General features: G+C 46.4%; 15 protein-coding genes and 15 tRNA genes. 15 read left to right on the top strand and 15 right to left on the bottom strand.

Annotated elements, in window-relative coordinates; genetic code table 11:
• Window positions 1-66: 66 nt before the first annotated feature.
• Window positions 67-2,217 (bottom strand): M3 family metallopeptidase, encoded by a 2,151-nt coding sequence (locus K0H61_RS05965; protein WP_220051813.1) that lies wholly within the window; start codon window positions 2,215-2,217, stop codon window positions 67-69.
• Window positions 2,218-2,368: 151 nt separating this feature from the next.
• Window positions 2,369-4,480, bottom strand: a complete 2,112-nt coding sequence (locus K0H61_RS05970; RefSeq protein WP_220052525.1) for a multiheme c-type cytochrome — start codon at window positions 4,478-4,480, stop codon at window positions 2,369-2,371.
• A gap of 508 nt (window positions 4,481-4,988) precedes the next feature.
• On the opposite strand from K0H61_RS05970, the gene K0H61_RS05975 reads away from it, so the two are divergent.
• Window positions 4,989-5,567 (top strand): thymidine kinase, encoded by a 579-nt coding sequence (locus tag K0H61_RS05975; protein WP_220051814.1) that lies wholly within the window; start codon window positions 4,989-4,991, stop codon window positions 5,565-5,567.
• 296 nt (window positions 5,568-5,863) lie between these two features.
• Window positions 5,864-8,962 (top strand): transglycosylase domain-containing protein, encoded by a 3,099-nt coding sequence (locus K0H61_RS05980; protein WP_220051815.1) that lies wholly within the window; start codon window positions 5,864-5,866, stop codon window positions 8,960-8,962.
• Between the two features lie 88 nt (window positions 8,963-9,050).
• Here K0H61_RS05980 and K0H61_RS05985 read toward each other — a convergent pair whose 3' ends face one another.
• The 12 genes from K0H61_RS05985 to K0H61_RS06040 form a co-directional block, all read right to left on the bottom strand.
• Window positions 9,051-10,430 carry a sigma-54-dependent transcriptional regulator gene (locus K0H61_RS05985; protein ID WP_220051816.1) on the bottom strand — a complete coding sequence of 460 codons (1,380 nt, stop codon included), beginning with the start codon at window positions 10,428-10,430 and terminating at the stop codon, window positions 9,051-9,053.
• Complete coding sequence (locus K0H61_RS05990; protein ID WP_220051817.1) at window positions 10,427-12,238, bottom strand: sensor histidine kinase; 1,812 nt, start codon at window positions 12,236-12,238, stop codon at window positions 10,427-10,429. Before K0H61_RS05990 ends, K0H61_RS05985 begins: the two co-directional genes overlap by 4 nt.
• Before the next feature lie 91 nt (window positions 12,239-12,329).
• Window positions 12,330-13,727 (bottom strand): TRAP transporter large permease, encoded by a 1,398-nt coding sequence (locus K0H61_RS05995; RefSeq protein WP_220051818.1) that lies wholly within the window; start codon window positions 13,725-13,727, stop codon window positions 12,330-12,332.
• Window positions 13,727-14,374, bottom strand: coding sequence for a TRAP transporter small permease (locus K0H61_RS06000; RefSeq protein ID WP_220051819.1), 648 nt, complete (start codon window positions 14,372-14,374; stop codon window positions 13,727-13,729). The genes K0H61_RS05995 and K0H61_RS06000 overlap by 1 nt, the downstream gene beginning before the upstream one ends.
• A gap of 62 nt (window positions 14,375-14,436) precedes the next feature.
• Window positions 14,437-15,456, bottom strand: a complete 1,020-nt coding sequence (locus tag K0H61_RS06005) for a TRAP transporter substrate-binding protein (protein WP_220051820.1) — start codon at window positions 15,454-15,456, stop codon at window positions 14,437-14,439.
• Between the two features lie 385 nt (window positions 15,457-15,841).
• Complete coding sequence (locus K0H61_RS06010) at window positions 15,842-16,072, bottom strand: hypothetical protein (RefSeq protein ID WP_220051821.1); 231 nt, start codon at window positions 16,070-16,072, stop codon at window positions 15,842-15,844.
• Window positions 16,073-16,222: 150 nt separating this feature from the next.
• Window positions 16,223-16,298: transfer RNA gene (locus K0H61_RS06015), tRNA-Val, on the bottom strand.
• Between the two features lie 26 nt (window positions 16,299-16,324).
• Window positions 16,325-16,400: transfer RNA gene (locus tag K0H61_RS06020), tRNA-Val, on the bottom strand.
• 24 nt (window positions 16,401-16,424) lie between these two features.
• Window positions 16,425-16,500 (bottom strand) — tRNA-Val (locus K0H61_RS06025).
• A 40-nt stretch (window positions 16,501-16,540) separates the two neighbouring features.
• Window positions 16,541-16,616: transfer RNA gene (locus K0H61_RS06030), tRNA-Val, on the bottom strand.
• A gap of 33 nt (window positions 16,617-16,649) precedes the next feature.
• Window positions 16,650-16,725, bottom strand: a tRNA-Val gene (locus tag K0H61_RS06035).
• Window positions 16,726-16,773: 48 nt separating this feature from the next.
• Window positions 16,774-16,849, bottom strand: a tRNA-Val gene (locus K0H61_RS06040).
• Window positions 16,850-17,477: 628 nt separating this feature from the next.
• Here K0H61_RS06040 and gltX point away from each other — a divergent pair.
• From gltX to K0H61_RS06090, 10 genes are all read left to right on the top strand, one after another.
• On the top strand, window positions 17,478-18,902 hold the full coding sequence (gltX, locus tag K0H61_RS06045) for a glutamate--tRNA ligase (protein ID WP_220051822.1): 1,425 nt from the start codon (window positions 17,478-17,480) through the stop codon (window positions 18,900-18,902).
• A 103-nt stretch (window positions 18,903-19,005) separates the two neighbouring features.
• Window positions 19,006-19,081, top strand: a tRNA-Ala gene (locus tag K0H61_RS06050).
• 57 nt (window positions 19,082-19,138) lie between these two features.
• Window positions 19,139-19,214 (top strand) — tRNA-Glu (locus K0H61_RS06055).
• A 101-nt stretch (window positions 19,215-19,315) separates the two neighbouring features.
• Window positions 19,316-19,391: transfer RNA gene (locus K0H61_RS06060), tRNA-Ala, on the top strand.
• 61 nt (window positions 19,392-19,452) lie between these two features.
• A tRNA-Glu gene (locus K0H61_RS06065) sits at window positions 19,453-19,528 on the top strand.
• Window positions 19,529-19,687: 159 nt separating this feature from the next.
• A tRNA-Glu gene (locus K0H61_RS06070) sits at window positions 19,688-19,763 on the top strand.
• A gap of 177 nt (window positions 19,764-19,940) precedes the next feature.
• Window positions 19,941-20,016, top strand: a tRNA-Glu gene (locus K0H61_RS06075).
• Between the two features lie 160 nt (window positions 20,017-20,176).
• Window positions 20,177-20,252: transfer RNA gene (locus K0H61_RS06080), tRNA-Glu, on the top strand.
• 160 nt (window positions 20,253-20,412) lie between these two features.
• A tRNA-Glu gene (locus K0H61_RS06085) sits at window positions 20,413-20,488 on the top strand.
• Between the two features lie 177 nt (window positions 20,489-20,665).
• Window positions 20,666-20,741, top strand: a tRNA-Glu gene (locus tag K0H61_RS06090).
• Window positions 20,742-21,264: 523 nt separating this feature from the next.
• Here the strand turns inward: K0H61_RS06090 and K0H61_RS06095 are convergent.
• Window positions 21,265-23,094 carry an ABC transporter ATP-binding protein gene (locus K0H61_RS06095; protein WP_220051823.1) on the bottom strand — a complete coding sequence of 610 codons (1,830 nt, stop codon included), beginning with the start codon at window positions 23,092-23,094 and terminating at the stop codon, window positions 21,265-21,267.
• Between the two features lie 158 nt (window positions 23,095-23,252).
• On the opposite strand from K0H61_RS06095, the gene K0H61_RS06100 reads away from it, so the two are divergent.
• Genes K0H61_RS06100 through K0H61_RS06110 form a run of 3 tightly spaced genes read left to right on the top strand, consistent with a single transcriptional unit; the run spans window position 23,253 to window position 26,812 of the window.
• Complete coding sequence (locus tag K0H61_RS06100; protein ID WP_220051824.1) at window positions 23,253-24,866, top strand: DNA-3-methyladenine glycosylase 2 family protein; 1,614 nt, start codon at window positions 23,253-23,255, stop codon at window positions 24,864-24,866.
• Window positions 24,867-24,925: 59 nt separating this feature from the next.
• Window positions 24,926-25,492: a methylated-DNA--[protein]-cysteine S-methyltransferase gene (locus K0H61_RS06105; RefSeq protein WP_286670288.1), complete on the top strand. Its 567-nt coding sequence runs from the start codon at window positions 24,926-24,928 to the stop codon at window positions 25,490-25,492.
• Window positions 25,493-25,528: 36 nt separating this feature from the next.
• The gene (locus tag K0H61_RS06110) at window positions 25,529-26,812 is read left to right on the top strand and encodes a DEAD/DEAH box helicase (RefSeq protein WP_220051825.1); all 1,284 of its coding nucleotides are present in this window, start codon (window positions 25,529-25,531) and stop codon (window positions 26,810-26,812) included.
• Window position 26,813 lies beyond the last annotated feature (1 nt).

A 26,813-nucleotide genomic window follows, 5' to 3' on the forward strand; every position in this document is an offset into this window, starting at 1 on the left:
TGGCTGTTTTTTTATGGCGAATTGATTCGAATCAATTCGCCATTTACCTCAAGTGCGTTACCTGATTTACAGGGCTTGTGTTAATCCACGGCGTTTTAGCAGTGCATCTGTGGTTGGCTCTTGGCCACGGAAGTTTTGGTAGGCTTCCATTGGCGCAATGCTGTTACCCACTTCTCGGATGTTTTTACGGTATTTCATGCCGATTTCACGGTTCAGACCGCCTTGGGTTTGCACGTAGGCAAAGGCGTCGGCCGCGAGGATTTCACTCCACATGTAAGCGTAATAACTTGCTGAATAACCGCCTGGGAAGGCGTGGGCAAAGTAAGTTGACTTATAACGTGGTGGTACGGCATCGATATTCAAACCGTGTTTTTTCAGCGCATTAGCTTCGAAGGTGGCAACATCTTGCAGAGGTGCATCGGCGCTGAGTGAGTGCCATTCCATATCAACCAGTGCCGCAGCCATGTATTCTAAGGTGTCAAACCCTTGGTTAAAGCTGCCTGATTTCAATAGCTTTTGCAGCAATTCATCGGGGATCGCTTCACCCGTTTCGTAGTGCTTCGCGTAGTTTGCTAACACTTGAGGATGCGCAGCCCAGTCTTCTTCAAAAGTCGATGGGAATTCGACAAAGTCACGGGAAACTGAAGTACCAGCTAAGCTTGGGTAGGTCACCTTAGAGAACATACCGTGGGTGCCGTGGCCCATTTCATGGAACATAGTTGTGACTTCACGGAAGCTGACGAAGGTCGGTTGGCCCTCAGGCGCTTTCTTAATGTTCATCACATTGAGCACGACAGGCTTAGTGCCTTCGAGATTCGATTGGCCAACGAAAGAGCTCATCCATGCGCCACCACGTTTACCTTCACGGGCAAAGTAGTCGGCATAGAAAATCGCCATGCTGCTGCCATCGGCATCGAACATTTCGTAGGCTTTCACGTCTGGGTGATAAACCGGTAAATCAGGACGTGGTTTTAAGGTTACGCCATAGAGTTCTTTAAGGGTGTAGAACACGCCATCTTCAAGTACTCGGTTAAATTCGAAGTAAGGGCGAATGCTGTTGGCATCTAGCGCGTATTTCTCTTGGCGTACTTTTTCGGCGTAGAACGCCCAGTCCCAAGGCGCTAATTCGAAGTTGCCGCCCGTCTTGTTGATCATTGCTTGAATGTCAGCAGCTTCTTTTTGGGTGTTGGCTACAACTGCTGGCACCATAGAGCCGAACATGCTGTAAACCGCTTCTGGGGTTTTAGCCATTTGCGGCGCTAAACGGTAGCTTGCCCAGTTGTCATAACCTAACAGTTGCGCGCGCTCTGCACGTAATTGCGCTAAGCGGGACACTAAAGTAGCGGTTTCGTTTTCACCGCTCAGGCCACGGTTCGCTGAAGCTTCCCAAATACGTTGGCGTAGTTCGCGGTTTTCAAGCGAAGACAGAACCGGCTGACGAGTCGTGTTGGTGATATTGATAAGGAACTTGCCTTCGTGGCCAGCGTCTTTTGCGTCATTGGCGGCAGAGGTAATCTCTGCGTCAGTTAAACCTGCAAGTTCGGCTTTGGTATCAACCACAATGGCGATTTCTTTAGTTTGTCGCAGCAAACGCTGGGAAAACTCGTTGGTCAGTGTCGATTGCTCTTCGTTCAGGGCACGGATCTTCACTTTCTGTTCATCGGTCAGCTTAGCACCGGCCATGATAAAGCGTTGGTGGTAAACCTCAACCAGACGCACTTGCTCTGGCGTCAGACCTAGGTCGTTACGGCTGTTATAAATGGTATCGATACGGGCAAATAATTCAGGGTTGAGATTGATATTGTCTGAGTGGGCTGCCATTTTAGGCGCCATTTCACCCTGAATTTTACGCAGTGTTGGATTGCTATCAGTACCGGCTAAGTTGTAGAAAACGCTTGATGCACGGCTCAAAAGGGCACCGCTCAGTTCCATCGCTTTGATGGTGTTTTCAAAGGTTGCTGGCTCTTTATTATTCGCGATAGCGAGCACTTCTTGATACTGCTCTTTCATTCCTTGTTCAAGGGCAACTTGAAAATGCTCATCTTTGATTACGCGAAAATCAGGAGCTTGGTATTGCAAGGTGCTCGCTTGGAACAGGGGATTTTGAGTTTGCTGGGCGACGACGTTTGTTGCAGTGGTTTCGTTTGAGCTACATCCAACTAAACTTCCGGTGACGAGCGAGGCGCCAATGGCGATGGCAATAAAACTTTTACGCATAATTGAGTGACTTCCTTAGAATTGTTGTGCCTCGGACACTAGCAAAACTAGCTTAAATAGGGCTGAAAAACGGGGTGTTTTTGGTTAAAAATAAAGCGCCCCGTGGGGCGCTTTGGACTATTTCCTTGCAGGGAAAATGGGAGTCGTTCAATTAACGGGTGAACTTGTGGTATTTCTCAATACCTGAGCTGCTGCCTGGATTGTGGCAAACTGCACAGGATTCACCTGTTGGTTCTTTGAACCAGTCACCAGTCGCTGGCACACTGATATTACCACCATTGCTTCCCATGTGGGCCTTGGCTGCATCGCCTGTATGGCAGGCATAGCAGTTAGCGGTGATAGGGCTGGTCATTTTGCTATCAGGCTCAAGAATGTATTGATTTGGCACTTTGTTTAAATCGATAGCACTTTCGTGGCACGCGACACAACTTATGACCGGGTTGATTGCACTGGCACTGTTAGCTGTATTGGCTTGGGTACCATCTTCTCCGATTTTACTGACTTTCGCACCATTACCCCAGTGCCAGCTGTGGATCATGGGACCAAAACCTGCACCGAGCGTAGCCGATGTACGCGCCATGCCGTTATCGTGGCAGGCAATGCATGCTTTACCACCTTCATCGAATGCACCGTTTTTGTGGAAGGCTGTAGCATCGTTATGGCAAGTGGTACAGCTGTTATCGCTGATCACAGTGCGACGTTCGAAAGCTGAAATTTTCTCTGCGCTTACTGGGCTTACAACATCAGAGTAGGCGGTAAAGGAGACACCCATTGAACCATCATAACCTTTGGCTCTAAGGTTACCGTTGCTTTGATAGCGTTGGTTTCCGTCGTATTCCATCCAGCCAGCAGTGCTGAAGGTAACCCGTGCTGAGTAGACATAGTTAGCGTTTACTGCGTTGATATCTGTGAGCAAGTGACAGATATTTTTAGTACCATCGGCATTGTAACCATAGTAATAGTTAGTACGGTTACCTGGGCGACCTACTAAGGTGTTGTTGTCATAGGCATGCAGATAGGCTCCAGCGTAGACAATCGGTTTCTTGGCATCAAACACCAGTGGATCTGAGTAGTTGAAGTTATCTTTAATGCTAAAGATATTACCCTCAGTGTCTTTCACCGTAATGGTGGTACACCAACCGGGTTCAGCTTTTGCCACGCTTGAGCCATCCGGCGCATAATGATCTGTTAAGGTCGAAATATCATCCACTTTAACTGGTGTTGATAGGGCAACTTGGTACTTGGCACGGATAGCTTGACGCTCAGTAATGCCTACTGCGCCTTCATGCATTGGACGCACATCGAAACCGTTACTTGGTTGGATTGCACCAGGTACGCCGCCAGTGCTGTGACAATCTATACAGCCGGGGCCTGCAATACTGATATTAGTTGGTGCTTCAACGTGGCAGGAACTACAGTTCATCACACTGAAATCTTTAGTGAATTTCTGGTGATTTATGTGACCTATTTTAGAAAGAGTATTAGTTGCGTAGCCACCAATGGAAAAGCCTTGGTCGTTTACGACCGCTTTACTCACCGAGCCATGACAAACCATACAACCTGGAACTAAGTCAATTTCACCGTCCATGCTATAGGCTTTATGACCAGGAGCATGAGACTGCATGTAACGACTGGTTGCAGTTGGATTTGCAACCATATCTATGTGGCAAGAAAAACAGGCTTCAGTGGTGGTTGATAATACACCTTCTGGTTTGTTAACAACGAGCTCGGCAGAGCTGGCGATGGTCGTGGTTTTATCGCCACCGACTTTTAACCAGATGATGCCTTCAGTGCCTGCATTTACACCTGCCATTGGTGCACTAAAGCTGTAATGGCCATCACCTAAGGATGTAAGGGTTGCGCCTTCTGTTGCTTGAGTGACTGCACCACCAATATGAACGTTGTCGGCTACGCCATTTTTATCAGTTTCGTTACGGTTGTTGATAAAGCCCTTATCGGTTAATGCAGCAACTTTACCTTGAACGGCGACTAGCCCATTGATAGGTGCACCATCCTCATTGGTAACTTCAAATTCGTAGTTAATCGTGCCTTCGCCTAAGGTATAGTTAATCACCTTTACATTAGTCACAGTTGAACTGGTTACTGCTGGTATTGTCCACGAATCACCAGGTTTACCGTCCTGGCCGTTCTGGCCGTCTTGACCGTCGACACCATCTTTACCATCACTACCACAACCTGCGAGTGCCCCTGTTAGGGTAAAGGCAATTAAATATGCCAGTTTTTTCGATGTGAATTTTCTCATCATAATCTCCATGTATTCCAATACGCGTATAAAACACGGATGGCAGCACTAAAGTTGCAGGGAGTGGTTAGTGCTTTGAACCGCTGATTTCATTTGCAAGCGTTCGAAAAGATTTTATTTTTATTGAGCTCTTTTTGACTCAAGAGAAATAGTACTTGGATTAGTAAGGGTATTTTTTGAACTCAAGCCCAATTAGGAGTATTACTTTGGAGGTAGATCGCATTTCTAAATCTTTTTTAATATCACTTTTCGTTAATAAACAACGTTTAAGTTTTAATTAAGCTTTGAGTTGCATCTATTTAACAAGTTGAGTTGAGCTCCGTTACTTTCGATTAATCATCTAGGTAAGTACAACTGATTGGCGAGAGTAGACTTATCAGTTCTAGCGCTAATTTCAGTACAAAAGCTGACGTTGCACTAGTGCGCAGGGCGTTGGGGCGATGATAGACTAGCGCTAAGTTCTCTGGTTAATCAGAGACGGTACTTAGAGTTAATTAAGGGATTCGTTTTGGCGCAATTGTATTTTTACTACTCCGCAATGAATGCGGGTAAATCCACATCTTTATTACAATCTTCATACAACTACCGTGAGCGCGGTATGAATACCTTAGTCATGACGGCGTCTATCGATGACAGATATGGTAAGGGCAAAGTCGCTTCGCGTATTGGTATTGAGACCGAAGCACAAGTCTTTAGTGCTTCCGATAACCTGATTGAGATGATTAACGCTGCCCATCAAGCTGCGCCGATAAGCTGTGTGCTGGTGGATGAGTGCCAATTCTTAACTAAAGAACAAGTTAAACAATTGACATATGTTGTTGATAAAATTGATATCCCAGTTTTGTGCTATGGTTTACGTACGGACTTTCAAGGTGAACTTTTCAGCGGTAGCCATTACTTATTGGCTTGGGCGGATAAGTTAGTTGAGCTTAAAACCATTTGTCACTGTGGTCGTAAGGCCAATATGGTGTTGCGTCTCGATGGTGACGGAAAGGTCATGCGTGAGGGGGAGCAGGTCGCTATTGGTGGCAACGAAAGCTACGAGTCGGTTTGTCGAAAGCATTTTCGTGAGTTTATTTGGGATTAAGTTTAAGGCTTAATCCATGGGTTTAACTGGCTGCAATACGGTTAACTATTTTTGTGCTAACCACTTTGAGGCGGATGATTAACTCATTAAAATACGTGCAAGATCTGCAGTACTGACGCGGGATTTGTGCAGATCTTGCTCAACACCCCGTTGAACGGGGTATTGGTAAAGCCAATAGATAAAGTGGGCGAAAACAAATTAACGTGACGTCGTCTTAAGAGCCATCAGGGTTAAACATCGACAGGGAGATTCTCCCCACGTAAAAAGGAATAGTTTAGTGATTTTTGGGAGCCGTTTTGCCTAATTCTACGCAGGAAATGCAATTCGAAAATTATCGTCCTCGTCCGCCAAAACCTGAGCCAAAGGCGAAGCGTAAACGTAAGTCAAAGCTCAAAGGGTTCCTTTGGTTTTTGTTTTTTGTGTTTATTGTCTTGGCAGCCGTTGCGGGTTGGCTTATTTGGCAGGAAGTACAGACGTCTAAATATCAGGCAAAGTATATCCATCAATATGCCAAAACGCTGACCTATGAATTAAAAAACGCGCCAACCGATTCGATCATATACCCAAGTTATGGTCCCTTCGATGAGCGCCATGGTTACAGTAAGCTCCCCCAATATATCGACCGTCTATTGCAGCGTAACTTTCAAGTGACGCAGCAGGTGGCGTTCTCTCCTGCGCTTCGGGAGTACGCTAAGTTGGGCTTCTTTCCGCCATACCATGAAAAGGCGCAGTCGGGACTCATGTTACTCGATTGCCGTAATACCGATCTTTACGAGTTTGCCTATCCTAAACGGGTTTACCGCGACGATGACAAGATCCCCAATGAAATCGTCAATACCTTGCTGTTTATTGAAAACCGCGAACTGTGGACAAATGAGGAAAAGCTCAACCCGGTTATCGATTGGCCACGCTTTATTGTTGCGGGGATGAGCCAAATTGCTGAAATGATGGGGATGAATGTCTCAACCGCGGGTGGCAGTACCTTGGCGACTCAAATCGAGAAATTCCGTCATTCATCCCAAGGGTTAACTTTAAGTATTAAAGACAAGTTATTGCAGATTGGTTCTGCCAGTGTGAGGGTTTACCAGCAAGGCGAATTCACTGAACCTGCCCGTAAACGTATTATCCAAGATTATCTCAATACTGTGCCTTTATCTTCAGCGCCAAATCACGGTGAAGTGCATGGGATTGGTGACGGGCTATGGGCTTGGTTTGGCACCGATTTTGATACAGCTAACGAACTCTTAGCCTCGCCCCACATTAAAGGCAATACTGAAAAACGTGCCCAAGTCTTCCGCCAAGTTGTGGCGCTCATGATTGCCCAGCGTCGACCTTCCTATTACCTATTGCAGGGCCACGATGACTTAGAAAACCTAGTCGATAGTCATATTCGTCTACTCGGGCAATATTATCTAATCGATAGAAAATTGCGTGATGCTGCTTTAGCGCAAAAATTGCAGTTTAAAGTGGCCAAACCCCAAAAAAATATTCACTCGGGGGCAGATAAGGGCATCAATAGTATTCGTATTCGCACAGCGGGTATGCTCAACGTTGGCCTGTATGATTTAGATAGGCTCGACTTAACGGTTAACAGCAGCCTGCACAGTGATTTACAACAACAGGTTAGCCAGTACTTACGCAGCCTAGGAAATGCGGCGACGGCGGAGAAGGTGGGCCTCCTCGGTGAGCGCTTACTCGAACCTGGCCAACTGCAGAACGTGCTTTACAGTTTTACCCTGTACGAAAAAACCAAGACGGCGAACCGTGTTCGGGTTCAGACCGACAGTACCGATCAACCCTTCGATATCAATGAAGGCAGTAAGTTAGAGTTAGGCTCAACCGCGAAGCTTCGGGTGTTATCGACTTACCTTGAGATCATTGCTGAAATCCACGACAAATACTCACAAAAACACGGAATCGAGCTCGAATCTATTGTGATTGAACCCCGCGACCATTTAACGCGCTGGGCGATTGATTACCTGATTGTGAATCCAGACAGACGTTTAGATCGTATGCTCGATGCGGCGCTGCAGCGGGAATATTCCGCTTCACCGAATGAGCAATTTTTTACCGGCGGCGGTTTGCACGTCTTTAACAATTTTAAAAAGTCAGAGGATTATAAAGTACCTACGTTGTATCAGGCGCTGCAGGATTCCATCAACTTGCCCTTCGTTCGGTTAATGCGCGATATCGTTAACTACAGCAGTAGTATGCAAAACGAAGGTAATATGGCGCGCCTATTGCGTAACGATAAAGATCCTCGCCGTGAGGAATACCTGCGCGTATTCGCCGACCGAGAGGGTAATACCTTCGTGACGAAGTTTTACCGCAAGTATAAGAAGGTCGAACCTACTGAAAGGCTTGAGCTGTTCTTCGATGGTCAATCACAGGCAGAGACTCAGCTGACTGCGGCCTATCGCTATTTGTTGCCGAATGAATCAGTTGCTAACTTTAAGGCGTTTTTACAGCAACGACTCCCGCATAAGACCTACACCGATAAGCGCATTAACGAGCTGTATAACAAGTACGGTAAGGATAAATATAACTTGCCAGATCAGGGTTATATCGCGCGCGTTCACCCGCTAGAGTTGTGGGTGCTTAATTATATGAACGAGCATCCCGAAGCTAACTTGAATGACATCAAAGAGGCCAGTAAGGATCAACGCCAGGAGGTTTATCGCTGGTTGTTTAGAACACGGCATAAAAACGCCCGTGACGTGCGTGTGAGGGTGATGCTGGAAGTTGAGGCTTTCCTCGATATCCATCAGCGCTGGGCGCGTTTGGGCTATCCATTTGAATCCATGGTGCCATCTTTAGGTTCGGCGTTAGGTAGCTCGGGGGATAGACCTGCAGCTCTTGCTGAGTTAATGGGCATTATTCAGAATGATGGTTATCGCTTACCCACAGTGCGCGTGAATCAGATGCACTTTGCCGAGCATACGCCCTATGAGGTGCGTTTGCAGAACCAACATACTCGGGGTGAGAGAGTTATGCGCCACGAAGTGGCTCAGGCATTGAAAGCCGCGTTGGCAAACGTAGTTGAGAACGGCACCGCGCGCCGTTTGAAGGGCATCTTTACCGATGATAACGGTGCGCTACTCGCCATTGGTGGTAAAACCGGAACCGGTGACAACCGAATTGCGACGCAGATGCAAGGTGGCCGAAAAGTGGCGACTACGGCCATGAACCGCACTGCAACCTTCGTGTTCTACCTCGGGGATAATTACTTCGGCACACTCACGGCCTTTGTGCCCGGCAGTAAGGCCGATGACTTTAGTTTTACCTCAGCGCTGCCGCTGCAGGTGATGAAAGGAATGATGCCCATCTTAGAGCCCTATGTGAAATCCTCCAAGGGCATGTGTGTGCAGCAGGAAGCATGGCTCGAGGAGGAGTAATCCCTTACTGCGCTAAAATAAAACCCCGCCACAGTTGCGGGGTTTTATTTTAGCGATTCAAATAGCGCGGGCTTGATTGGGCAGTGTTCTATTCATCGGCAGTGATATATTGCTTACGGTCGAGGTCGTATTTGCGCATTTTATCGTAAAGCGTTTTACGGGGCAGCTCGAGCTGTTCCATGGTCTGTTTGATACTGCCCTTGTTATGGCTAAGCGCTTCTTCTATTAATACCCGTTCAAAGAATTCGACTCGCTGCTGCAGGGACATGCTCGAGTGCAGGCTGGGAGTATTACCCAAATTGCCTGCAAAGGCGGCTTCACCCCCAAGGAGTACATAACGTTCGGCAAGATTCCTAAGCTCACGCACATTTCCTGGCCAATCGTGTGAGCTGAGTAGCGTGTTTTGTTCGGCATTAAGTGGGATAAGTGCCTTGTGATAACGGGCTGATGCGACCCGGGCAAAGTGTAAGAAGAGGAGCGGTATATCCTCACGGCGATCTCGAAGTGGCGGAATCGGCACTGTGACAAGATTGAGTCGATAGAGTAAATCCTGCCTAAATTCGCCCGTATCACATAGAGTCTTCAAATCGACCTTAGTGGCGGCAATCACGCGGATATCCAAATCGATACTCTTGTTTGAGCCCAAGCGCTCAACCTTTCTATCTTCAAGTACCCGCAGTAGCTTAACCTGCAATGACAGTGGGGTACTTTCAATCTCATCTAAAAACAAAGTGCCGCCATTGGCGTATTCAAACTTACCGATGCGCATTTTATCCACGCCGGTAAAGGCGCCCGCCTCTGCACCAAATAACTCACTTTCAATCAGGTTCTCAGGGATGGCGCCGCAATTGATGGCAACAAAGTTCGCCTGATTACGACTACTGTGATCATGTAAGTAACGTGCCACTAACTCTTTACCTGTGCCCGTTTCGCCTTCAATCAGCACATCGGCAGGGGTATGGATAACCTGATCGATAATATGCCGCATCCGATTAATGCCGACGCTATGGCCTAATATCCTAGGTCCCGGTGCATTATGGCTTTCGAGTTCCTTTTTGAGTTTACGGTTTTCAAGCGTCAGGCTGCGTTTTTCCAGAGCCCGTTTGACCACATCGAGCATATGTTCGTTATTAAAGGGCTTTTCGAGGAAATCATAGGCACCTTGTTTTAAGGCATTGACTGCCATCGCAATATCGCCAAAACCTGTGAGCAACACGACGGGGAGATCTGCATCTTGCTGGTGGATTTGCTGCATGAGGCTGATGCCGTCAAGTTGCGGCATGTTCACATCGGAAATCACCATGCCGGGCCAATCCTTATCGAGCAGTTTGGCGATGCCCTTGGGCTCAGTGCTCGCGATGGCTCTAATGCCTTCAAGCTCAAATAGTTGAACTAATACTGTGCCGATATGCAATTCGTCATCGACGATAAGCACACTGTAGTCTTGGATGGCGTTAGGTACGCTCATAGTGAAAGGCGCTCCTCATAGGCATAAATCGGTAAAATAATGCGGAAAATGGCGCCGCCTTCTTCGGCGTTGGCCACGTTAATTTGACCTTGCATAGACTCAATAATTCGTTGGGAAATAGAGAGTCCAAGTCCCAGTCCTGTGCGTTCACTGGTGGTGAAATACGGCTCAAAAATCTTTTCCATTTGGCTCTCTCGCACCCCTGGGCCCGAGTCCTGAATGCTGATACATAACTTGCCATCATATTGAATACTGATGCTGAGTTTGCGCTTTGGGGCTTGCTGCATGGCAACAATCGCGTTACTCATGATGTTAACGAATACTTGCTGTAGGCGCACTTTATCGCCCCAGACCTGATAGTCAAATTCGGGCAACTGCACATCAAGCTCAACCCCTTGTTTGTCGATTTCGGGCTGGACTATGGTTAGCGCCTGACGAATACAGCGATTTAGATCCGTGGCGCTGTCCGTCCCCTGGCTCTTACGGGTAAAGCTTTTAAATTGGCCGACAATGTCCGCTAAGCGGTCGGTTAATTCGATAATTATTTTCAAATTATCCATTGCCTTGTCCGGCATATTGCGGGAAAGGAAGGTCTGGGTATTTTGGGCGTAGCTGCGAAGGGCGGCCAGTGGCTGATTGAGCTCGTGGTTGATACTGGCGGAAAGACTACCGATCACCGTTAATTTTGCGGCTTGAATGAGCTCATCTTGCGTGTCCTTAAGGCGCGTGTTTGCTTGCTGTAAATCGCGTGTTCGCTCTTCCACCCGCTGCTCGAGCAAACTCTGGGCAAGTTGCAGCCTTTGTAGGTTACGTCGTTTTTCGCTGCTGAATAATAACCCTAAAGCTAATAACAGATAGATAGCCGCTGACAGTAACATCAATGCTGGCATGGTTTCATGTAGAGGCTTTAGGGGAGCAAGAATATGTACTCGCCAACCCGCTTTACTCATCAGGTGGTGGGTATCCATATAGTCGGTATGGCTACGGCCTAAACCGATTTGATAAATTTTACCTGTGTTTGCCGTGCCATCTAAGTAGTGTGGTTTGATATTAAGCTCGCCAATCGGGCGATTTGCATAGCGTCTGGAGGCATTGAGTGCATATTGCTTTGACTCGGTCAGCGGCGTTAATGAACGCAGACGCCACTCATCGATGCTGGAGATAAACACGATATTGTCGGGATCGCTGATGATAAATTCATATTGGCCCGCAAGCGCAATGCTCGTGCTCTGTTGTTCGATATCGGAAATATCCACCTTGACGACAATGGCACCCAGTATTCCCTGTGCTCCCCGCTGATAAATGGGATAGGAGAAGTAAAATCCCCGCTTATCTGAGCTCGTCCCAACCGCGTAATAGCGACCTAAGTTGCCCGAAATTGCATCGGTATAGTAGGGGCGAAAGGAGTAATCTTTACCGATGAAAGAAAAGTGCTGTTGCCAGTTACTGGCAGCAACGGCAATCCCGAGCGCATCGATAAGGTAGATATCTGATGCTTCGGTAACATGCTGGATTTCTTCTAAATACAGGTTTAATTCCTGCACTTTTTTTGCATTTTGCTGATCGTTGAGTACGTTAGCCAACATAGGGTTGGTCGAGAGTACATGGGGAATGCTTTCGTAGCGGGAGAGGGCGCCGTCTAAGAAGCTCACCAATTCCTTTAGCTGCTTTTCAGACTGTTGTTCTATGTCGATTTTGCCCTGATAAAAGTGAACCCAATAGGTTAATTTTAAGATGGCAAATAGCCCCGCGAGAAGCACTACCGTCAGTAGTAGACGTTGTTTGGCTTTTGGGGTCATAGGTAACATAGCAGGCAATCCTGTTTGCGCTGAAAAAAGCGAGCCGCAGTAGGCTCGCTTATAAAGCATCTAAAATCAAGGAATACGACTCGTGTCGCGATTAATATCCCTTCAACTTATCGAGATACTCGGGTAAGAACAGTGAAATTTGCGGAACATAGGTAATAAGTGCAAGGAACGCTAACATTAAGGCTAACCAAGGTAAAACCGACTGGATGACCCAGCCGATGCTGCGCTTGGTTATCCCCGCCGTCACGAAGAGGTTGAGCCCCACGGGCGGGGTCAGCATGCCGATTTCCATGTTGACCACCATGATGATACCTAAGTGGATAGGATCGATACCCAGTTGCACTGCAATTGGAAATAGGATTGGTGCCATAATCAATACGATGGCCGAAGGTTCCATAAAATTACCCGCCGCCAGCAGCAGCAAGTTAACGATAATCAGGAAGCCCCAAGCCGGTAAACCCATACCCACAATATGTTCGGCGATGATGTGTGGGATACGCTCAGTTGTCAGTACGTGGGCGAACAACATAGCGTTAGCAATGATAAACAGCAGCATAATGCTGACCTTAGCACCATCACGCACTACGTTACGGATTTCTTTATCGACAGGGGTTTTAATTAGCCCCAATACCATATGGCTAAGGTTACGGAAAACGGCACTCACTAGGTTTTCATTTGGATTACGCCAAGCCACATTTTTTAATGGGCCGATATCACGGTAGCCAAATACGGCAATCAAGTAAGCATACATACAGGCAACGGCTGAAGCCTCGGTGGGACTTGCAACTCCGCCATAGATAGAACCTAAAACAATAAGAATTAATGCTAAACCACCCAACGCCTTAGCGCTGGAAATCCCAAGTTTTTTAAAGCCTGGGAAGGGACGTGAGGGCAGGTTTTTAAATCGTGCGACAATATAAATCACTATCATCAGCAAGAGGCCCATCATAAGACCTGGGATTAAGCCTGCCATAAACATACGGGCTGCTGAGACTTCAGTTGCAGCAGCGTATACTAACATTACAATCGATGGTGGGATCAAAATCCCCAAGGTGCCAGAGGTAGTAATCACACCCGCGGCAAACTTTTCGGGGTAACCGGCTTTCACCATGCCGACAATCACAATAGAGCCGATGGCGGCAACCGTTGCCGGAGATGAACCTGATACCGCTGCGAACAGCATACAGGCCATAACGGAAGCCATCGCTAAACCGCCGCGGATATGGCCGATACTGTCCATGGCAAAATCAATAATCCGTCTTGCAACACCGCCAGTCGATAAGAACGCAGAGGATAGAATAAAAAATGGAATGGCTAGCAGGGTATAGTGTTCTGAAGATGACTCATAGAGTTTAAGGGCAACAGATGCCAGTGAGTCATTTGAAAATAACAAAATAGTCAGCATGCTGGAAAAACCTAACGCAATGGCGATAGGCATGCCTAGGATCATACAGACGAGTAAGGCGGTAAAGAGGGTCATAATGGCCATTACTTAGCTTCCCCATCATTTTTATTTGTTTCGGGTGTTTGTTGGGCGCTGTCATCAATCAAATGCATGCTTTCTTTGGCTTCATTGGCGAAGGTTAAACCTGTGGTTTGGTTACGTAAAATGGCGATAAATAGCTCGACAAAGCGCCAAGTCAGCATACTAAAACCAATGAGCAAGATACTTTGAGATAACCAAATCGGCACAGCGCCATCATCGACATCGATTTTTAAGGTTTCCCAGGCAAAGTCTGGATCGAGTGCTTTTAAGAAAAATTGAGGAAAGTGAATGTCTTCCATCGGTACGCCAATTTGGTACATCTGAGAAAGGTAATCCCAACTGCCCTTGAGGAAGAGCACACAGTAAGCGATACAAATGAGCGCCGTAACCAGAGAGGTTATTTTTTTAGCTTTGGGTGGCAATGTTTTCACAAAGGCATCAACACCAATATGTGCGCCGACCTTTACGCCATAGGACATACCGAAAAGTACAAACCATCCGCACAGTGTGAGTGTGAGTTCTTGGATCCATAGGAATCCTGTACTGAAGAAAAATCGTGCCACTACCTCGGTAAATACCAAGAGTGTCATCAGAGTGATCAATAGGTTGAGCACCCCTTCTTCGAAATAACCAAATAATCGCGATATCACAGCTTTCTCCCCGCATTTAACACCGCTTAACCCCAGAGGCGTTAAGCGGTAAACATCATTTTTTATTTATTAGCAGCAACTGCAGCGTCAATCACGTCTTTGCCAACTTGGTCTTCAAACTTCGCCCAAACTGGTTTCATCACATCAATCCATTTTTGACGTTCTTCTGGGGTTAAGGTCACCAGTTGAGAGCGTTTAGAATCGATAATCAATTGTCTATCTTCGTTATCTTTTTCAGATGCAATCTTATTACCAAGGGCGATAGATTCATCTAATGCTTCTTTGATGATTTTACGTTTATCGGCGGGGAGGCCCTTCCAGAAGGTATCTGAGGTCACGACCATGTAGTCCAGTACGCCATGATTACTTTCAGTAATATGAGTTTGAACTTCATAGAATTTTTGTGAGTAGGTGTTTGACCAAGTGTTTTCTTGGCCATCAATCGCGCGGGTTTGCAGTAGGGTGAACACTTCAGAGAAAGGTTTCTTCACTGGAATTGCGCCGATAGCATCGAATTGTGCTGCTAATACATCCGATGCCATGACTCGGAATTTTAGGCCTTTGGCATCGGTTGGGAGTTTAAGTGGCGTATTTGCAGAGAATTGTTTCATACCATTGTGTAAATAACCTAAACCGACAATACCCTTGCGGTTCATTGAATTAAGTAGCGCTTGACCCGCTTCACCTTGCTGGAAGCGATTCACTGCGTCCATGTCGTTAAAGAGGAAGGGTAAATCGAACACTTGTAAACGCTTGGTATAACGTTCGAATTTAGACAGTGAAGGTGCTACAAATTGTACGTCGTTAAGTAAAAGTGCTGCCAACTCGTTGTTATCTCCGAATAACTGAGAGTTAGGAAACACACTCACTGTGTATTCTCCTGGTAAACGTTGCTCAACTAATTCTTTGAACTTAAGCGCCATTTGACCCTTAGGAGTGTTTTCAGCCACCACGTGGGAAAACTTCAGTTCAACGGGGGTTGCGAACACGTTCATGCTAGTAGCAAATACCGACGCTAGCGCAAACATTTTTGCAATGGTTTTTAGTGGGCGATTAATTCCAATTTGTTGATTCACGGTCATTTCTTTAGTTCCTTTATTTGTTTTTGGAGTTGTCCCCAGTCTTGGTTGCTTTATTACCAAGTATGAGTAGGAATACAGCCTTGATTTCCCTGAGGTCTGTTTTCATTAAGGCAAATACCACGCCAACTCATGAACCAAACTGTAAGTGTTTGGTTACTAAAGTGTAGTGCATTTGAGCTTTGTCACACTCTGGATTTTATGGGTGAGATCTCGCTCACGTACAAAGCTGCTATGGGTGGAAAACCGCCTATTGCGATTGAGCGGTGAATAAAAGGCTAAAACAGTGTTGGTCGAATAATGCACGCTTTTGGTAAGGTTTAGATCAAATTGACCAATAGGAATGTGAATCCTTGGAAATTAAGGAGGTGAGAAGGGGGAAACGGGTTTATTTAGTGGTTTCACCGAGGCGTTTTAAAATCGCATCGCTTGGCAGTAATTCTAAATGACCGCGTTCATCAAAATACCAACCCGTAATAAAGCCTTTCTGACGCATACTCACCAGATTGTGCATGACTTCTCTGGCTTCCTTAAGTGCTGTTTGCTCATCACAGGACTGAGTATGTTTAAGGTATGCAGCAATATTCGATAATGACGCTGATTGACTGACACTGGCCATGGTGCTGATCTCCAAAAATGCCAAAGGCAAATTCAAATCAGTTGCTAGAGCGGATTACAGAGTATATTGAGATTGTAAGCCACATAAGCATACGCTGATTAAGATCAAGCATAGTTGAGATGAGCTGGGGGTAAAGTTTTGTTGGAAATATGGTGGTCGCTACTGGGATCGAACCAGTGACCCCCTCCTTGTAAGGGAGGTGCTCTCCCGGCTGAGCTAAGCGACCCGGGGTAAATCGGTAATGCAGAATTATGGTGGTCGCTACTGGGATCGAACCAGTGACCCCCTCCTTGTAAGGGAGGTGCTCTCCCGGCTGAGCTAAGCGACCCGGGTAAAACAGTAATGAAGAATATGGTGGTCGCTACTGGGATCGAACCAGTGACCCCCTCCTTGTAAGGGAGGTGCTCTCCCGGCTGAGCTAAGCGACCGGAATTCATTCAATACTAATTTTTATGTCATTCTAAAATATGGTGGTCGCTACTGGGATCGAACCAGTGACCCCCTCCTTGTAAGGGAGGTGCTCTCCCGGCTGAGCTAAGCGACCGGAGAATGACGACACAGTAAATTAAGGAGTATATGGTGGTCGCTACTGGGATCGAACCAGTGACCCCCTCCTTGTAAGGGAGGTGCTCTCCCGGCTGAGCTAAGCGACCCGGGCATATAACAACTTGAATACCATGATTAAATTTTCATTTAACACATGGTGGTCGCTACTGGGATCGAACCAGTGACCCCCTCCTTGTAAGGGAGGTGCTCTCCCAGCTGAGCTAAGCGACCTCTGCTGTGTGGAGCCGTATTATAGGGAGGTTCGATCGAGTGTCAACGCTTTTTAATGAAAAAAGCATTGGTCGCGCTATTTTTGTTCGCTTTGTCTTAATGTTAACCGTGCTTAGTTTTAAACTGTTACTTTATTAAGCAATTTAAGATGATATTCGTAAATGGCATTTGGTCATCGTTGCAGGTTTCACCTTTATTTAGGGTTTAACTCTGAACAAAGTGCTTCAAATGATGTGTTTGCTCTCAATGCTAGTTTCATTTTGAGTTGTAAAATAATCAAGGCTTTTCCTCGGAGAGGAGGGAAGGTGCCCGATTTGGCTTTTGTTGGGTAAATATCTGCTTAGCGATGTGTCATTTCACTGTTTTGTGAATGGCGCTTACTCTTGGCCTACTTCCTATAAATAACCCTTGGCGAGCCTCGCGAGTTAAATAAAAGAGAGCAAAGCTAACCTAATGAGATTGGATGGACAGAGATAATAAGGATAGGGAGCGTGTTGCATTGTTTCTTTAACTTGGTGCACGTCATGATATGTTCCATTTGCAGCGTCCAGTTAGGCTGCTAGAATAAGCCCACTTTTTACCGTGATTGTCTTTATCTAGACGACTTTATATAGGTTAGTGTCCCATTATGACAACTAAGACGCGTTTTGCCCCAAGCCCAACTGGCTTTTTGCACGTGGGCGGTGCCCGTACTGCTCTTTATTCTTGGTTACAAGCTCGTGCCAATAATGGTGAGTTTGTTTTACGTATTGAAGATACGGATATTGAACGTTCTACTCAGGCTGCATGTGATGCCATTTTGGAGGGCATGAACTGGTTAGGTTTGACGTGGGACGAGGGCCCGTACTATCAAACTAAGCGTTTTGATCGTTACAACGAAATCATTGCTCAGATGTTAGAACAGGGTACAGCTTATAAATGTTATTGCTCGCGTGAACGTATTGATGCGTTAAGAGAAGCACAAGCAGCTAAGGGCGAGGCGCAAAAATACGATGGTTGCTGTCGTGATCTGCCTGCGCGTGTCTTGTCTGAAGGCGAGAGTGATGAGCCTTTCGTTGTGCGTTTCAAAAACCCAATTGGTGGCTCAGTCGTATTTGACGATCACGTTCGTGGCCGTATCGAATTCTCAAACGATGCATTAGATGATCTGATCATCGCCCGTACCGACGGTGTGCCTACTTATAACTTCTGTGTGGTGGTAGACGATTGGGATATGGGCATTACCTGTGTAGTTCGTGGTGAAGACCATATCAACAACACGCCACGTCAAATCAACATCCTTAAAGCATTAGGTGCGCCTATTCCTGAATATGCCCACGTGTCGATGATTTTAGGTGACGATGGTGCCAAGCTGTCTAAGCGTCATGGCGCGGTAAGCGTAATGCAATACCGTGACGACGGCTATTTACCAGAAGCATTGCTGAACTACTTAGTGCGTTTAGGTTGGTCACATGGCGACCAAGAAGTGTTCTCTTTAGAGGAAATGAAGCAGCTATTTAAGCTAGACGACATCAACAAAGCGCCGTCTGCTTTTAATACTGAAAAGCTGGTTTGGTTAAACCAACACTATATTAAGACGCTTGATCCAGAATATGTGGCTTCTCACCTGCAGTGGCACATGGACGATCAGAAGATTGATACCACCAATGGCCCTGCCTTATCTGCAGTAGTGACAGCACTGGCTGAACGTGCCAAGACTTTAAAAGAGTTAGCTGCTTCTAGCCGTTATTTCTACGAAGATTTCGCAGAGTTCGATGCTGAACAGGCGAAAAAGCATTTACGTGGTGTGGCGCTTGAACCACTTCAATTAGTGCAACAAAAATTAGCAGCATTAACTGATTGGACTGTTGAAGGAATTCATCAAGCCATTGAAGCGACAGCTGCTGAGTTAGAAGTGGGAATGGGTAAAGTCGGTATGCCATTACGCGTCGCCGTAACTGGGGCAGGGCAGTCTCCAGGCTTAGATATCACCTTATTCTTAATAGGAAAGACTCGTTCTGAGCAAAGATTATCCAAAGCGATTGAATTTGTAGCAGATAGAATAAATTCCTAAAAAACGAGTTGACACATTTAGGTGCGCTGCATAGAATGCGCCCCGTAGTTGAGACACAGACGAGCAAATGCTTGTGGTGCACTTAAATACAGCTTGAAAGCTTGGGGCTATAGCTCAGCTGGGAGAGCGCTTGCATGGCATGCAAGAGGTCGACGGTTCGATCCCGTCTAGCTCCACCAAGCTTTCCGCCGATATTAAGCGGGATATAATGATTTATATCGAATTAATAGTCCTGTGTCCCCTTCGTCTAGAGGCCTAGGACACCGCCCTTTCACGGCGGTAACAGGGGTTCGAATCCCCTAGGGGATACCAATTATCTCATTGAGATAAGGTTTCTATCAAACAACTAGCGAGTTGTTTGATAAGAAAAAATCTAAGTTTCTGTCGATACAAATGTGTGTTGTCAAAAATTTGGGGCTATAGCTCAGCTGGGAGAGCGCTTGCATGGCATGCAAGAGGTCGACGGTTCGATCCCGTCTAGCTCCACCAAATTATGCGTTATTAAGCAGAATGTTGTTATTCGTAATAATATTAAATTAATAGTCCTTGTGTCCCCTTCGTCTAGAGGCCTAGGACACCGCCCTTTCACGGCGGTAACAGGGGTTCGAATCCCCTAGGGGATACCACTTTCATCCCAAATGACTAACGAGTTGTTTGAGATAAATAGCAAGACCTCCGCGAAGAGGCTAAATATCGGTCCTTGACTTACCTTCTTTTCTTAGAAGTGTGCCTAGGACACCGTTAATATTAAACGGGAATGAAAATTCAAATTAATATGTCCTTGTGTCCCCTTCGTCTAGAGGCCTAGGACACCGCCCTTTCACGGCGGTAACAGGGGTTCGAATCCCCTAGGGGATACCACTCTATCCCAAAAGATAGAGTCCATCCCAAATGACTAACGAGTTGTTTGAGATAAATAGCAAGACCTCCGCGATGAGGCTAAATATCGGTCCTTTACTTACCTTCTGTTCTTAGAAGTGTGCCTAGGACACCGTTAATATTAAACGGGAATGAAAATTCAAATTAATATGTCCTTGTGTCCCCTTCGTCTAGAGGCCTAGGACACCGCCCTTTCACGGCGGTAACAGGGGTTCGAATCCCCTAGGGGATACCACTTTCCTCGCAAATGACTAGCGAGTTGTTTGAGAGAAAATAGCGAGACCTCAGTGATGAGGTTAAACATCGATCCTTGAGTTGCCTTCTGTTCTTGGAAGTGCGCCTAGGATACCGTTAATGTTAAACGGGAATGAAAATTCAAATTAATATGTCCTTGTGTCCCCTTCGTCTAGAGGCCTAGGACACCGCCCTTTCACGGCGGTAACAGGGGTTCGAATCCCCTAGGGGATACCACTTTCATCCCAAATGACTAACGAGTTGTTTGAGATAAATAGCAAGACCTCCGCGAAGAGGCTAAATATCGGTCCTTGACTTACACTTCTTTTCTTAGAAGTGTGCCTAGGACACCGTCAATGTTAAACGGGAATGAAAATTCAAATTAATATGTCCTTGTGTCCCCTTCGTCTAGAGGCCTAGGACACCGCCCTTTCACGGCGGTAACAGGGGTTCGAATCCCCTAGGGGATACCACTCTATCCCAAAAGATAGAGTCCATCCCAAATGACTAACGAGTTGTTTGAGATAAATAGCAAGACCTCCGCGATGAGGCTAAATATCGGTCCTTTACTTACCTTCTGTTCTTAGAAGTGTGCCTAGGACACCGTCAATGTTAAACGGGAATGAAAATTCAAATTAATATGTCCTTGTGTCCCCTTCGTCTAGAGGCCTAGGACACCGCCCTTTCACGGCGGTAACAGGGGTTCGAATCCCCTAGGGGATACCAATTTCAACTATCGTTAATCGTAATGTTAGTTGGAAAACAAATAGCCACCTTAAGGTGGTTTTTTTGTATCTGAAATTTGCCCTAATCCTTACTAAGTTGTTAAACAGCGTCTTTTTGATTTAAATCATTACCCTGAGAGTGTTTATTCTTTGGATTATTTCTTTCCTAAACATGACTTATAAAGCTAACTTCCCGCAATCAGGTTCCCACTCTAGTTCCTATTGTTGGCTCCCCAATGCTCAATACCAAATCTTCAATGATAAAAGTGATATGAACTTGTTAGCTCAATACTCGTAATTACACCCGTTGGCACACTAGGGGCACGTGTAGGGTCATTTAAGAAGAATACTTGGGTTCGGATTATACGGACTAAGAGGGTGATGCCCTTACTATGTTAAAATGCTAATGTGAATTCATTGTTGTTCAACTTGTTATATCAAAAATATTTATTGATACTCAATTGAACAGATTTACAGGCAATAAAAAGGCGACTCATGGTCGCCTTAGTTTCAGTCAATCGGGATTATTCAACCCCAAGGAAACCACCGGTTTGATGCGCCCAAAGCTGCGCATAGATGCCACCCTGAGCGATAAGCTCTTGATGGGTGCCTTGCTCAACGATACGTCCCTGATCTAGCACGATTAACCTGTCCATTGCAGCAATTGTCGATAAACGGTGGGCGATGGCTATCACCGTTTTGCCCTTCATTAACTGGTATAGACTTTCTTGAATAGCAGCTTCCACTTCAGAATCTAACGCCGAGGTCGCTTCATCCAGCAACAAAATTGGGGCATTTTTGAGTAATACCCGCGCAATTGCGATACGTTGACGCTGTCCGCCAGACAGTTTTACGCCGCGCTCACCGACCTGAGCATCTAAGCCATGATTACCCGAAGGATCCGTTAGCTCATTAATAAAATCATGGGCTTGAGCTTGCTTAATAGCATGTTCGAGCTGCTCCTCTGATGCATTAGGATTGCCATAAAGAATATTTTCTCGGATGGTGCGATGCAGTAGGGAGGTATCCTGAGTCACCATACCAATTTGGGCGCGCAGCGAATCCTGTTTAACGGTCTTGATATCCTGACCATCGATGGTGATTTGGCCTTTTTCAACATCATAGAAGCGCATTAATAGGTTTACGAGCGTCGATTTACCCGCACCAGAGCGACCGACGAGACCAACTTTCTCACCGGCTTTGATATTTAAATCCAGCCCTTCAATAACGCCGGTTTCTTCACCGTAATGGAAACACACTTGGTTGAAATCAATCTTGCCATGCTCAACCTCAAGTTTTTTGGCATTTGATTGATCTTGAATAAGCGTGGTTTTCGATAGCGTATTCATGCCGTCGGTGACAGTCCCTATGTTTTCGAATAAGGAGCTGATTTCCCACATGATCCATTGCGACATACCGTTTAAACGCAGCGCGAGACTCACCGCAATCGCAATCGCGCCAACGGTAATGGCATTGTCGCTCCAGAGCACAATAGAGAGAGCAGCGATGCTAAAGGCCAGTAAATAGTTTATTACCTGCACGCTTACGCTTATCCAAGTGACGAGGCGCATCTGGCGATACACTGTCTTAAGGAAGCTTTTCATGCTGTCTTTGGCGTAGTCGGCTTCTTTGTCGGTGTGGGCAAAGAGTTTTACCGTGGTGATATTGGTGTAGCTGTCGACAATCCGCCCAGTCATGGTAGAGCGGGCATCGGCCTGTTCGGTGGACACGTTTTTTAGGCGCGGCACAAAATACCATTGCAGACCGATGTAAAGCGCCAGCCAGATCAGCATAGGGATTACTAAGCGGGCATCAGCGCTGGCGACCATGACTAGCATGGAGGTGAAATACACGAGTATGTAAACCAACACATCGAGTAATTTCATCACAGTTTCACGCACAGCGAGGGATGTTTGCATCACTTTGGTGGCAATACGGCCCGCAAAATCATTTTGATAAAAAGACACGCTTTGTTTAAGCAAATAACGGTGGGCGAGCCAGCGAATCGACATTGGATAATTGCCAAGTAGCGTCTGATGCATAATAAGCGAATGAAATAATACGAGTAATGGCATTACCACTAACACCATTACCGACATTAAAATCAGCGTTGAGCCTTCATCTTGGTAAAGAGTCTCAGGACTTTTGTTTACTAGCCAGTCGACTAATTTCCCCATAAAACCAAATAGCGATACTTCGAGCATTGCTATCAACGCTGTTAATACTGACATTAACACTAGTGGTAGTTCGTAGCCCCGAGTATAGTGGCGACAAAAGGCATATACCCCTTTCGGGGGCTTGGTTGGTTCACCATCGGGCAGGGCGTCCACCCAGGATTCGAATCGTTTAAACATGAATTGGCTCTAATTTGAGGAGAAAATTAACTGCTTAATAGCATATCGGATTTTTGACGGGAAAAGCACTTAATGATCCAGTTCCGTTTTCCGCTAGTGCCTTTGATGTTAATTACGTAGAGTACGTCTAAGACTTCAAGTTGCAGGTGAGAAATCAAATGGGCAAAGCCTCAGTGTCATTATTGACACAAACAACACCAGGGTTAGTCGTACAAGCGGTTGCTCAAGATAAGAGTGACGACTGTCAACTCTCCCCGACAATCTGTCGTGAGGCGCGATTAAGCAAAGACCCACGCTTTGATGGTAAATTTTTTGTTGGCGTCTTCAGCACCGGCATTTATTGTCGCCCAGTCTGCCCAGCTGTTGCGCCGAAGGAAGAAAATGTCCGTTATTTTGATTCCGCAATTAAGGCTGCGCAGGCGGGCCTTAGACCTTGCTTACGCTGCAGACCGGACAGTGCGCCCGGCTCTAACCCGTGGAAGGGTACTGGTACCACGTTAGATAGGGCGATTCGGTTAATTGATATGGGGGCTTTGGCGGGGGAGCAGGGATTATCTGTTACTGAACTGGCCGAAAAGCTTGGGATCAGCAGTCGTTATTTAAATAAGTTATTCACCGATGGTTTTGGTACATCACCCAAGCAATATGCACTTTATCGGCAGCTGTTGTTTGCTAAGCAGTTATTGCATCAAACTCAGCTGCCGATAACGCAAATCGCACTGGCAGCCGGCTTTAACAGCATTCGTCGTTTTAATGAGGCGTTTCAGCAAACGCTGCAATTAACCCCAACTCAATTACGAAGAGCTTCAATGAACAAGCTGCAAGATGAGCTGAAAAATAAAGTGAGCACAGAGTTGACTACAGAACAGAGCGAAGATGTTGTTCAGCAGCAGTCCTTGAGCTTAAGTTTGTATCAGTATTATCGACCGCCGCTCGATTGGGCATCGCAAATCGCTTTCTATCAATTGCGCAGCGTGACTGGCATGGAATGGTTTAAGGATGATGATCAATATGGGCGAACACTTACCATAGGGGATTTACGGGCAGTGATTGATATAAGGCATGAGCCAGATTTCCATCGCTTTAACATCAATATCAGACTCAAGAATGCAGCCGAACTTGATAAATTGCAGCCGTTACTCGCTGAAGTGCGGCGAATTTTAGATTTAGATGCGGATTTATCGCAGATTGAAGAAAGAATCCAATCGTTATCCCAAATAAGCTTATCCCCTAAATCGGGGCTTAGGATCCCTGGCGCAGGTTCTCTGTTTGAGGCAGCTTGCCGCGCTGTGCTTGGCCAGCAGGTGAGTGTGGTGCAGGCGACTAAATTACTTAATGTATTAGTCGATGCCTATGGCGAGCACTTTGAGTTAGATGGAAATGAATATCGATTATTCCCAACGCCTGATGCAATACGCCGCGCCAGTTTAGTTGAGCTTAAAATGCCTGGCAGCCGCAAGCTTGCATTAAACGCGCTCGCGGCCTTTATTTGCGATAATCCCAACGCCAGTGTTGATGATTGGATAGGTGTGAAAGGTATTGGGCCGTGGACCATTGCCTACGCCAAACTGCGCGGGCAGGGGGAGCCGAATATCTTTCTACATACTGATTTAATCGTTAAAAAACAGTTGTTAGCCAATTTTGGCGCCTTAAATCAGATCGATAAAGAATCGCTAAAAGAGGTTAATTACCCTGAGCTTTGTCACTCTATCGCCAATGCTATTGCGCCCTGGGGCAGTTATTTAACCTTCCAGCTATGGGCTCTGGCCTAACAAGTTTCTGCATTGAATGGCAAAGCAGTGTTTAACTATGAGTAAAAAAGAGATGAACCATGAATCAAACTGCGAACACATTTAAGACTGTACCCTATATTGCAGCTTTTTCCCCTTGTGCTGTGGACACCTTACTGACGCCTATAGGGATGCTGCAACTCAATGCAAATGCTTATGGATTGAGTCATTTAACTGTGGTGGGATATGAACGCACCGAAATTCCCCTTGTGACGGCGAGTGATACCGATGTCGCGCTGGCAAATGCGCATATTCACGCGGCCAAAAAGCAGTTGGTACGTTATTTTTCCGGTGAGTTATCAAGGTTTGATGTCGCGCTAGCGCCTAAGGGGACTGAATTTCAGCGTGATGTTTGGCAAGCATTGATGAATGTGGGTTTTGGTCAAAGTTGTAGTTATGGCGAGATTGCCAATCGCATTGGCCGACCGAAGGCGGTGCGCGCTGTCGGGGCGGCCAATGGCGCGAATCCGATTGCGATTATCGTGCCTTGTCACCGAGTGATTGGTAAAAACGGCACCCTAACGGGTTATGCCTACGGACTTGTGATGAAACAACAGCTTTTAGCATTGGAATCGGCAAGCGCTGGCGCGAGTTTTACGTTAGAATAGCTTCATATTTGTTATTGATGAGCCTTGTATTTTTTTATGACCCCAGCATCCTCCGCCGCACCGAGTTTTGCCGACCTTGGCATTATTGCCCCTTTATCGAATCGCTTATCTGAGCTTGGCTATCTGACGTCTACACCAGTACAAGCGGCAACACTGCCTGCAGTTCTGAGTGGCAAAGATGTGCTCGCCGGCGCAAATACCGGATCTGGGAAAACTGCTGCCTTTGCGGTGCCGCTTTTACAACTGCTGCTTGAGAGCAAAACAGTGGATAAATCGGGTGCCTATGTTCGTGCTCTAGTGTTAGTACCTACCCGTGAGTTGGCACAGCAGGTGGCCGACAGTTTCTTATCCTATTCCTCACATTTAAATGGTCAGCTGAAGATCGTCGCGGCCTTCGGTGGTGTATCCGTTAATGTGCAAATGCAAAACCTGCGAAATGGCGCCGATGTGTTAGTCGCAACGCCGGGTCGTTTATTGGATTTGTTATCGAGTAATGCCATCAAGTTAACTAAGGTAAGCGCGCTCGTGCTTGATGAAGCCGACCGCATGTTAAGCCTAGGATTTACTGATGAATTAAATCAGGTGCTAGCCGCGCTGCCTGTGAAGAAACAAACATTATTATTCTCGGCCACCTTCCCAGAGGAAGTGCGCGAGTTAACGGCTAAGCTACTAAAAGATCCGCTCGAATATCAATTGCAGAGCGAGCGCGAAAGCACCATTGAACAACGGGTCATCACCGTTAATCGTCCGCAAAAAACCGCCTTGCTCGCCCATTTGATTAAGGAAAATCAGTGGTCGCAGGCGCTGATTTTTGTCAGCGCTAAAAATACTTGTAATCACTTAGCGCAAAAGCTATCTAAACGCGGCATTAGCGCCGAAGTGTTTCATGGCGATAAAGCCCAAGGCGCGCGCACGCGTGTGCTAGATGGCTTTAAAAATGGTGAGATCAGTGTGTTAATTGCAACGGATATCGCGGCACGCGGTATCGATATCGACAAACTGCCGGTGGTAATTAACTTCGATCTTCCACGCAGTCCCGCCGATTATATGCACCGTATCGGTCGCAGCGGCCGTGCTGGAGAGGCTGGTTTAGCGGTAACCTTGATCTCACACGATGAATACCATCACTTCGGTATTATCGAGAAGAAAAACAAAATCAAATTAGTTCGTGAACAAGTGCTAGGTTTTGAGGCCGATGCCGAGATGCCTATCGAGTTACTCTCTCAGGCGAAACCTCTGGCAAAACCTGAAGGTACAGGCAAGAAAAAACGCAAACAGTTACCCGCAGCCAATGTAGAGTTTTGGGGTAAAAAGTCTTAAA

This window comes from Shewanella acanthi (genome assembly GCF_019457475.1).
GTDB classification, from domain to species: Bacteria; Pseudomonadota; Gammaproteobacteria; order Enterobacterales; family Shewanellaceae; genus Shewanella; species Shewanella acanthi.